Genomic DNA, 9,610 nt, shown 5'->3' on the forward strand with positions numbered 1-9,610 from the left:
AAATGCTATAATTCCTTAAATCAATTTTCCTTTATCAGGGAGGTTATTATGAAAAGAAGCAGATTATTTAAACATAGTTTGTTGGTTCGTTTGCTTGGATTGCTGATGGTTTTTCTCTTCTTGTCAGCATTCACAGCACCTGAAAAACCTGAGTACGGGATTTATGACCCGGATCACTATCTAACGGATGAGACTATAAGTCAGATTCGGGAATTGAATAATGTCAATAGTAAAAAATCAGAAAAATTCCAGATGGGTGTTTACGTTGTGAAAAGCCTAGATGGAGAAACAATTGAAACAGTCGCCAACGAAACAGCTAGAGCTTGGAAAATTGGCTACTCGGGAGACAATCACGGTGTCTTGATTGTGGTAGCAGTCCAAGATAGAAAATCACGGATTGAAACCAGTAATAATGTGGCCAGTAAAATCACAGACTATCAGACTCACAGGTTCTTGACAACAGCACGCCCTTACTTTAAAAATGGTGACTATAACAAGGGTGTTCTCTCAATAGTCAATAATCTCAACTACATGTTCTATAGTGGATCGAGTACACCTGCTTCAAGTTCTAAAAGTAGTTACGACTATGCTACTAATTCTAGTCGTCTAAGAGAAATTGAAAAGTATACCGCTGGGAGTCAATCTTCGAAACGGCATCGAAAAAGTAGCTTCGATGACGGAGTTATCGGATTTGGAGTTCTCATTTACTTCATCTTGATGATCATTGGGTTTATATTTGGAGGTCGTGGTGGTTCTAGTGGAGATGATTCTGGCGGAGGCTGGTGGGGCGGTGACTCATCAGATTCAGGATCCTCTTGGTCTGACTCAGGCTCCGATTCATCTGGAGGCTGGGACGGCGGTGGTTTTGATGGTGGCGGTTCGTCTGATGACTGGTGAGTGATTGTATATTGCTCAAACCAATTTCTCCATGCAGTAAGGTGACTCCTTTGCAACAGTTCACTCCTTAATTAAAAACAAAGTTTGGGAAATTGATTTGAAATCTGAGTATTTTCTCAGAAAAGTTGATAAAAGAAAGTGTTAAGGTTTTGGTATGAAACAAAATAAAGTAATTCTCTCAATAGTGGCGATTTTCTTTGGACTACTAGTTCTGGGAAGTTGTTCCGCAGTGACGACCTATAACGGTTTGGTAGCTGAGCAAACCAAGGTGGAGCAGGCTCAGGCAGATGTATCGACAGCCCTCCAACGTCGTTCGGACTTGATTGGTAACTTGGTGGAGTCCGTCAAAGGACAAATGAATCATGAAACCGAAGTCTTTACCAAGATTGCCGATGCTAGAGCTAAAATCGGTAGTAGCTCAGTAACTTCGGAAGAAAACCAAAAGGCTCAGGGAGAATTGAGCTCCGCTCTTTCTCGCTTGATTTCCTTGACGGAGAATTATCCAGAACTCAAGAGTAATCAAAATGTTGAGCAACTAATGGTGGAACTTTCAGGAAGTGAAAATCGTATCTTTGTAGCACGTAAGGACTATAACAAAGTTGCAGCCGAGTACAATCAAAAACGGAGAAGTTTTCCAACCGTGCTCTTTGCGAATATGATGAACTTTAAAGAAGCTGAAACCTTCAAAGAAACAGAAGAAGCCAAGACAGTTCCTAAGGTCGATTTTGGAACATCTTCATCTAGTCAATAAAGTGAATCAGCTTATGAAAAAAGGGATTTCTCTAGCGTGACTAGTGATTTCAAACTCAAACCTGGAAAACCTTTTCCAGGTTTTTTTGGTATAATAAAATAAAAAGAAATCTTGGAGAAAGCTATGCTAGAAAGACTTCTGCAACTATTAATTTTGTCACCTTACTTTTATTTTTTTCATTGGATTGAGAAGGCGGATAAAGATAGTAAATATTTCGCGTTTTTCTATTACTTTTACTGGATTTATCTCCCTTTGTGGGCTTTGTTTAGTATCGCTTTTACAATTTTTTCATTTTTAATTTTCAATTTTGTGTTGAAAAATCCCATGGATCTAACAAGATGGGGGATATGGATTCTTTTAGTCTTTTTATCTCTCGTGAATGACTGGAAAGTCTATGTCTGCCTGAAGAGAATGTTCAAGCTGAGACAGATCAATAACAGAGACTCATCACAGAATAGCTAATTTTTAGAGGAGGTTTAAGATGTCAAAGGTAAGGCAGTTTATGAATAACTATTACAAAGTCTATATTCTTGCAATTTGCTTTCTCTGGTTGCTCGTATTTTTTCTTCCTTGGAGTTGGCATATAGGAGGAGTTTCAATTTATTATTTCGTTATGAAAAAACTCTTCGTGGTCTTTGGTGTTTTATCCATTCTATACTCCATACTGATTAAAAAGATCAGTCTCTTTATCTTTGGAGTGCTATTTTGCATGGCCTTCTGGATCAATCTCTTTTTGTACTTTGCCTTATTGCCAGCATTTTTGGGAAATTAAACATTAAAAATTGAAGGACTAGACGAGCTTCTAGTCCTTTTTACTTTCTTGACAAAATAGTTTGAGAAGTGAAAATGATTTTGTTGACGAGCTATCTATATGATATAATAAGTTCCGTAAACAGAAGATTAAGGAATTTAAAAATGGCGAAAAAAGTAAAGGATTATTATGACTTGGCTTATGCTAGGGATTTGAGTCGACGGTTGCAAGAAGCGTCCCCTGCCTTTGATGGACAAAAATTCAGCTTGTTGCTAGAAAAAGACTTGGAAGAGTTGGAGTTTAGCCAACGTCAAGAACTCTTGGCTAAAAGTATCAAAGAATGTCTCCCCCTATCTTATCAGGACTCTCTCAAGGTTTTTGAGAAAATTTTAGGTCCTGAGTTAGAGGGTGGTTTAGGCATGTTTTCAGAAGGGTATTGGCTTTGGCCAATCGGCAAATATGTAGAGCTATATGGAGACAAGGAATTTGAATTGAGCGCGGCCTTTAGTAAGGAACTCACCAAGCGGTTTACGGGAGAATTTTCCATGAGACCCTTACTGGCTCGCTATCCTAAGGCTACAATAGCCTTGCTGTTAGAATGGAGTCAGGATGAAAATTTGCGCGTTCGCAGACTTGCCAGCGAATGTATGCGTATCCGTCTACCTTGGGCTAAGAGACAAACCGTGGTGTTAGATTATCTTGAGGATTTCACCACGATTCTGACCAATCTAAAGGATGATAGAGACAAGTCCATTCAAAAAAGCGTAGCCAATAATTTAAATGATTTATATAAGGAAGCACCCGATAAGTTTGAAAGGATACTTCAAACTTGGCAGAAGGAGGATGTAAGCCCAAGTTGTGCCTGGATCATCAAGCATGCATCTCGAACAAAAAACAAAAAAATAGCAACAGAAGATTGATGCAAAAAAAGCTGAATTTCAGCTGGCCTTTTCCGTTGTAAATTAAGGATTCTTTCTTGAAAAATAATGGTAAATATGCTAAAATTAAAAGAACATTCTAAAATATTCAGAATAAAAAGTAAGGAAAATCATGGCTAATATTTTAAAAACGATTATTGAAAATGATAAAGGAGAACTTCGTCGTCTGGAAAAGATGGCTGATAAGGTTCTTAACTATGAGAGCCAAATGGCTGCGATGTCAGACGAAGAACTAAAAGCAAAGACTGACGAATTTAAAGAACGTTACAACAAGGGTGAATCACTTGATTCATTATTATATGAGGCTTTTGCGGTAGTTCGTGAAGCTGCAAAACGTGTCCTTGGGCTTTTCCCTTATAAGGTTCAGGTCATGGGTGGGATTGTTCTTCACCATGGTGACGTTCCTGAGATGCGTACCGGTGAAGGGAAGACCTTGACAGCGACCATGCCAGTATACCTCAATGCCCTTGCAGGTAAAGGGGTTCACGTAGTTACAGTCAATGAATACCTAACAGAACGTGATGCGACTGAGATGGGTGAGCTCTACTCATGGCTCGGTCTGTCAGTAGGGATCAACTTGGCAGCTAAATCTCCAATGGAGAAAAAAGAGGCTTACCTTTGCGATATTACCTACTCAACAAACTCAGAGATTGGTTTCGACTACCTTCGTGACAACATGGTCGTTCGTGCAGAAAACATGGTGCAACGTCCACTCAATTATGCCTTGGTCGATGAGGTTGACTCAATTTTGATCGACGAAGCCCGTACTCCTTTGATCGTTTCAGGTGCCAACGCAGTTGAAACAAGCCAACTCTACCATATGGCAGACCACTTTGTGAAGTCTTTGGACAAGGACGACTATATCATTGACGTGCAGTCTAAGACGATCGGTTTGTCTGATTCTGGTATTGACAAGGCAGAAAGCTACTTCAAACTTGATAATCTCTACGATATCGAAAACGTAGCTCTTACACACTTTGTTGACAATGCTCTCCGTGCCAACTATATCATGATTCTTGATATCGACTATGTGGTTAGTGAAGAGCAGGAAATCTTGATTGTCGACCAATTTACAGGTCGTACCATGGAAGGTCGTCGTTACTCTGATGGCTTGCACCAAGCCATCGAAGCCAAAGAAGGTGTGCCAATCCAAGACGAGACCAAGACTTCGGCTTCTATTACCTACCAAAACCTCTTCCGTATGTATAAGAAATTGGCAGGTATGACAGGTACTGGTAAAACAGAAGAAGAAGAGTTCCGTGAAATCTATAACATTCGTGTTATCCCAATCCCTACTAACCGTCCAATCCAACGTATTGACCATTCAGACCTTCTCTATGCAAGTATCGATGCCAAATTCAAGGCTGTTATTGAGGATGTGAAGGCGCGTTACCAAAAAGGTCAACCAGTCTTGGTTGGTACTGTTGCCGTTGAAACCAGTGATTATATTTCTAAGAAATTGGTAGCAGCAGGCGTTCCTCACGAAGTCTTGAATGCGAAAAACCATTATAGAGAAGCTCAAATTATCATGAACGCTGGTCAACGTGGTGCGGTTACTATTGCAACCAACATGGCCGGTCGTGGTACCGACATTAAGCTTGGTGAAGGGGTTCGCGAACTTGGTGGACTGTGTGTCATCGGTACAGAGCGCCACGAAAGTCGCCGTATTGATAACCAGCTTCGTGGGCGTTCAGGACGTCAAGGAGACCCAGGTGAGTCACAATTCTACTTGTCTCTTGAAGATGATTTGATGAAACGTTTCGGTTCAGAACGTTTGAAAGGTGTCTTTGAACGTCTCAACATGTCTGACGAAGCCATCGAATCTCGCATGTTAACGCGTCAAGTTGAAGCAGCTCAAAAACGTGTCGAAGGAAATAACTACGACACTCGTAAACAAGTCCTTCAATACGATGACGTTATGCGAGAACAACGTGAGATTATCTATGCGCAACGTTATGATGTCATTACTGCAGATCGTGACTTGGCACCTGAAATCCATGCTATGATCCGTCGTACCATTGGCCGTATCGTGGATGCACATGCTCGTTCTAAACAAGATGAAAAACTCGAAGCAATCTTGAACTTTGCGAAGTACAACTTGCTTCCAGAAGATTCCATTTCACTTTCAGACCTAGAAGGTTTGTCAGACCAAGCTATCAAGGATGAACTATACCAACGTGCATTGAAAGTCTACGATAGCCAAGTTGCTAAGCTTCGTGACGAAGATGCAGTGAAAGAATTCCAAAAAGTCTTGATTCTTCGTGTTGTAGACAACAAGTGGACAGATCATATCGATGCCCTTGACCAGTTGCGAAATGCTGTTGGCCTTCGTGGTTATGCACAAAACAACCCTGTTGTAGAATACCAAGCAGAAGGTTTCCGCATGTTTAACGACATGATTGGATCGATTGAATTCGATGTGACCCGCTTGATGATGAAAGCACAAATCCATGAACAAGAACGTCCGCAAGTTGAACACAATATCAGTACAACTGCGACTCGTAATATCGCAGCTCAGCAGGCAAATCTTCCAGAAGATTTGGACTTGAGCCAAATCGGACGAAATGACCAATGTCCATGTGGATCTGGTAAGAAATTCAAAAACTGTCATGGAAAGAGACAATAATATGAGATAAGATACAGGCGGATACCTGGTGAAAATCATTTTTTACTTGGTGTCCGTTTGCTTTATAAGGAGATGAATCATGGTATTTAAAGCTAAAAGTCCTAAAATTAATATTGAAGAAGTTCGTGCCTTGTCAAAACTAGATGATTTGGCTTATGAGAAAAAATACCAGCGTGATCAAGAACTAGAAGCCATCATCCGTGGAGAAGACCAGCGTATTCTTTTGGTGATTGGACCATGTTCATCTGATAATGAGGAGGCAGTCCTCGAGTATGCCAAGCGTCTATCTGCCTTGCAAGAAGAAGTCAAAGATCGTATCTTTATGGTCATGCGGGTCTATACAGCCAAACCTCGTACCAATGGAGATGGCTATAAGGGCTTGATTCACCAGCCAAACGCGACCGAAGCCCCTAGTTTGATCAATGGAATCAAGGCTGTTCGCCAACTGCACTATCGTGTGATTACCGAGACTGGTATGACAACTGCTGATGAAATGCTATACCCAGAAAACCTTCCTTTGGTGGATGATTTGATTTCTTATATGGCTGTTGGAGCTCGTTCTGTAGAGGATCAACAGCACCGTTTTGTAGCGAGCGGAGCAGATTTCTCAACAGGATTTAAAAATCCAACATCTGGAAATCTCAATGTTATGTTTAATGGGATTTATGCGGCGCAAAATAAGCAGAGCTTTCTCTTCCTCGGCAAAGAGGTGGAGACGACTGGAAATCCTTTGTCCCACGCCATTCTTCGTGGTGCCTTGAATGAATATGGGAAAAATATTCCCAACTACTACTATGACAATTTAGTGGATACCATTGATCAGTATGAAAAGATGGGCTTGGAAAATCCCTTTATCATCATTGATACCAATCATGATAATTCAGGCAAGCAGTACATGGATCAAATCCGTATCGTTCGTCAGACTTTGATTAACCGTGACTGGAATGAGAAAATCAAGAAATACGTTCGTGGTTTTATGATTGAGTCCTATCTAGAAGATGGACGTCAAAATGAACCCGAAGTTTTTGGCAAGTCTATCACGGACCCTTGTCTAGGCTGGGATAATACGGAAGTACTTGTTCGCGAAATCTACCAAACGCTAGGAGAATAAGATGGCATTTATCGAAAAAGGTCAAGAAATAGATATTGAAGCAATAAAGGCTGCAACTCAGCTGTCACCTGAAGTCTTGCGTTATAAGGAAGCGCGAGATCGAGAGTTAGCAGCTATCATCTCGGGTGAGGACGACCGAATCCTTTTGGTGATGGGACCTTGCTCTTCTGACAACGAAGAGGCTGTTTTGGAATATGCCCACCGTTTAGCTGATTTGCAGAAAAAAGTTGCGGATAAAATCTTTATCGTCATGCGTGTCTATACAGCTAAACCTCGAACCAATGGAGATGGCTATAAGGGCTTGATTCACCAGCCAAATGCTAGCGAGGCTCCTAGTCTCATCAATGGTTTGCAAGCTGTTCGTCAGCTGCACTACCGTGTGATTACCGAAACGGGCTTGACGACAGCTGATGAGATGCTTTATCCGTCAAATCTCATTTTGGTCGATGATCTGGTCAGCTACCATGCTGTAGGAGCTCGTTCAGTAGAAGACCAGGAACATCGCTTTGTAGCCTCTGGGATTGATGCTCCAGTTGGGATGAAAAATCCAACATCTGGCAACCTCGGGGTTATGTTTAATGCTATCTATGCAGCTCAAAACAAGCAAACCTTCCTTTACCATGGCCAAGAAGTGGAGACTTCAGGAAATCCCTTGGCCCACGTGATCCTTCGTGGCGCCATGAATGAATATGGAAAAAATGAACCCAACTTCTACTATGAGACCCTCTTAAACGCTATCAACCGTTATGAAACCATGGGACTTGAAAATCCCTTTATCATCATCGATACCAATCATGATAATTCGGGTAAGCAGTACATGGAACAAATCCGCATTGTTCGCCAAGCCTTGCTGAATCGTGATTGGAATGAAAAGATTAAAAAGACGGTTCGAGGCTTTATGATCGAATCTTACCTAGCAGATGGTCGCCAAAACCAACCAGAGGTCTTTGGTTGCTCTATTACTGACCCTTGTCTAGGTTGGGAAAATACAGTGGCCTTGGTAGAAGAAATCTACACTACCTTAACAAAATAAGTGAAAAGGATGGAGTTGGGGGAATCTCAACTCCTTTTGATGAGAATGATAGTTGGACATGGAATTGACATCGAAGAATTGGCTTCGATAGAACGCGCAGTTACACGGCACACAGGATTTGCCAAGCGGGTACTGACCACTAAGGAAATGGACCGCTTTACCAGTCTCAAAGGCCGCAGACAAATCGAATATTTGGCTGGTCGTTGGTCGGCTAAGGAAGCCTTTTCCAAGGCTCTGGGAACGGGTATTGGCAAACTGACCTTTCAGGATTTGGAAGTCTTGAACAATGAAAAAGGAGCTCCCTATTTTAGTCAGGCACCATTTTCAGGAAAGATTTGGCTATCGATCAGCCACACAGAGCAGTTTGTGACAGCCAGTGTCATTTTGGAGGAAAATCATGAAAGCTAGTCCACATAGACCGACCAAGGCTCTGATTCGTCTGGGAGCCATTCGAAAAAATATCCAACAGATGGGAGCTCATATCCCTGAAGGAACGCTCAAGTGGGCAGTGGTCAAGGCCAATGCCTATGGACATGGTGCTGTAGCTGTTGCGACAGCTATCCAAGACGATGTCGACGGCTTTTGCGTTTCCAATATTGATGAAGCTATTGAACTTCGTCAGGCTGGAGTTAGCAAGAAAATCCTTATCTTAGGAGTTTCTGAAATAGAAGCTATTGACCTAGCTAAAGAATACGATATCACTTTGACGGTGGCTGGACTGGAGTGGATTAAAGCGCCCTTAGCTAGGGAGACAAATTTATCTGGCTTAACGGTTCACCTCAAGATTGATTCAGGAATGGGACGGATTGGTTTTCGAGAGGCCAGTGAGGCTGAGCAGGCTCAAGCCTTGCTTAAGCAACATGGTGCTCGTGTTGAGGGGATTTTTACCCACTTTGCGACTGCAGATGAAGAATCAGATGCCTATTTTAATACCCAGTTAGAACGATTTAAAGCTATTTTGGCAAGTATGAAAGAAGTGCCAGAGCTGATCCATGCCAGTAATTCTGCCACGACCCTCTGGCATGCAGAAACCATTTTCAATGCAGTCCGTATGGGAGATGCCATGTATGGCCTGAATCCTAGTGGAGAGGTCTTGGACTTGCCCTATGATTTGACACCAGCCTTGAGTTTGGAGTCTGCCCTTGTTCATGTCAAAACAGTGCCAGCTGGAGCTTGCATGGGCTATGGAGCAACTTATCAGGCGGATAGTGAGCAAGTCATTGCGACGGTACCAATCGGCTATGCGGATGGTTGGACAAGAGACATGCAGAACTTCTCCGTCTTGGTGGATGGGCAAGCTTGCCCAATCGTCGGCAGGGTTTCGATGGACCAAATCACCATTCGATTGCCTAAGGTTTACCCGCTAGGAACCAAGGTAATCTTGATCGGCTCCGACGGAGACAAGGAAATCACAGCAACTCAGATAGCTGCTTACCGTGGAACCATTAACTATGAGGTAGTTTGTCTTCTCAGCGATCGCATTCCACGAGAATATTATTAAAA

At 42.1% G+C, this 9,610-nt stretch carries 9 protein-coding genes; all 9 read left to right on the top strand.

Annotation, left to right across the window (positions count from 1 at the left end; all coding sequences use genetic code 11):
• The first annotated feature begins 48 nt into the window (after positions 1–48).
• The 9 genes from SORDD24_RS00455 (at position 49) to alr (ending at position 9,608) form a co-directional block, all read left to right on the top strand.
• Positions 49–897, top strand: coding sequence for a TPM domain-containing protein (locus tag SORDD24_RS00455; protein ID WP_061406563.1), 849 nt, complete (start codon positions 49–51; stop codon positions 895–897).
• Between the two features lie 154 nt (positions 898–1,051).
• The gene (locus tag SORDD24_RS00460) at positions 1,052–1,648 is read left to right on the top strand and encodes a LemA family protein (RefSeq protein WP_061406565.1); all 597 of its coding nucleotides are present in this window, start codon (positions 1,052–1,054) and stop codon (positions 1,646–1,648) included.
• 481 nt (positions 1,649–2,129) lie between these two features.
• Positions 2,130–2,420: a hypothetical protein gene (locus tag SORDD24_RS11445; protein ID WP_061406569.1), complete on the top strand. Its 291-nt coding sequence runs from the start codon at positions 2,130–2,132 to the stop codon at positions 2,418–2,420.
• 143 nt (positions 2,421–2,563) lie between these two features.
• Entirely contained in the window at positions 2,564–3,319 is a 756-nt protein-coding gene (locus tag SORDD24_RS00475) for a DNA alkylation repair protein (protein ID WP_061406572.1), read from the top strand.
• A gap of 130 nt (positions 3,320–3,449) precedes the next feature.
• Positions 3,450–5,963, top strand: a complete 2,514-nt coding sequence (gene secA, locus SORDD24_RS00480) for a preprotein translocase subunit SecA (protein ID WP_061406574.1) — start codon at positions 3,450–3,452, stop codon at positions 5,961–5,963.
• Positions 5,964–6,042: 79 nt separating this feature from the next.
• Positions 6,043–7,074, top strand: coding sequence for a 3-deoxy-7-phosphoheptulonate synthase (locus SORDD24_RS00485; RefSeq protein ID WP_061406576.1), 1,032 nt, complete (start codon positions 6,043–6,045; stop codon positions 7,072–7,074).
• A 1-nt stretch (position 7,075) separates the two neighbouring features.
• The gene (locus tag SORDD24_RS00490; RefSeq protein ID WP_061406578.1) at positions 7,076–8,107 is read left to right on the top strand and encodes a 3-deoxy-7-phosphoheptulonate synthase; all 1,032 of its coding nucleotides are present in this window, start codon (positions 7,076–7,078) and stop codon (positions 8,105–8,107) included.
• A 45-nt stretch (positions 8,108–8,152) separates the two neighbouring features.
• The gene (gene acpS, locus SORDD24_RS00495; protein ID WP_061407834.1) at positions 8,153–8,515 is read left to right on the top strand and encodes a holo-ACP synthase; all 363 of its coding nucleotides are present in this window, start codon (positions 8,153–8,155) and stop codon (positions 8,513–8,515) included.
• Positions 8,505–9,608 (top strand): alanine racemase, encoded by a 1,104-nt coding sequence (gene alr, locus SORDD24_RS00500; protein WP_061406580.1) that lies wholly within the window; start codon positions 8,505–8,507, stop codon positions 9,606–9,608. Before acpS ends, alr begins: the two co-directional genes overlap by 11 nt.
• Positions 9,609–9,610 lie beyond the last annotated feature (2 nt).

This window comes from Streptococcus oralis (assembly GCF_001579175.1).
Taxonomy (GTDB): Bacteria; Bacillota; Bacilli; order Lactobacillales; family Streptococcaceae; genus Streptococcus; species Streptococcus oralis_O.